Below are 239 nucleotides of genomic sequence, written 5' to 3'. Positions count from 1 at the left end.
CTCCGCATTCCTTGGCTGGGAAGCGGGTAGCGGTACCAAGTGAAAGGTCTACTGCTTATTTATTATTCAGGCTTTGGGCTGCCGAAGCGATCCCTGAAGGCTTAGATGAAATTGTCGTTATGCCGTTTCATGAGATTATGCCAGCTGTACGTGATGGCAAAATTGATGCTGGTCTTGTGATACATGAGGCAAGATTTACGTATCAAGAGTTTGATTTAAAGATGTTAGTTGATTTAGGT

General features: G+C 43.5%; 1 protein-coding gene. It reads left to right on the top strand.

The features are described from left to right. Positions 1–239, top strand: a 239-nt coding sequence (locus RYX56_RS25070; RefSeq protein ID WP_317124478.1) for an MqnA/MqnD/SBP family protein, incomplete at both ends; no start/stop codon positions are given.

The organism is Alkalihalophilus lindianensis, from assembly GCF_032843265.1.
GTDB lineage: Bacteria > Bacillota > Bacilli > Bacillales > Bacillaceae_D > Alkalihalophilus > Alkalihalophilus lindianensis.
This window is presented reverse-complemented; position numbering and strand designations above follow the sequence as displayed.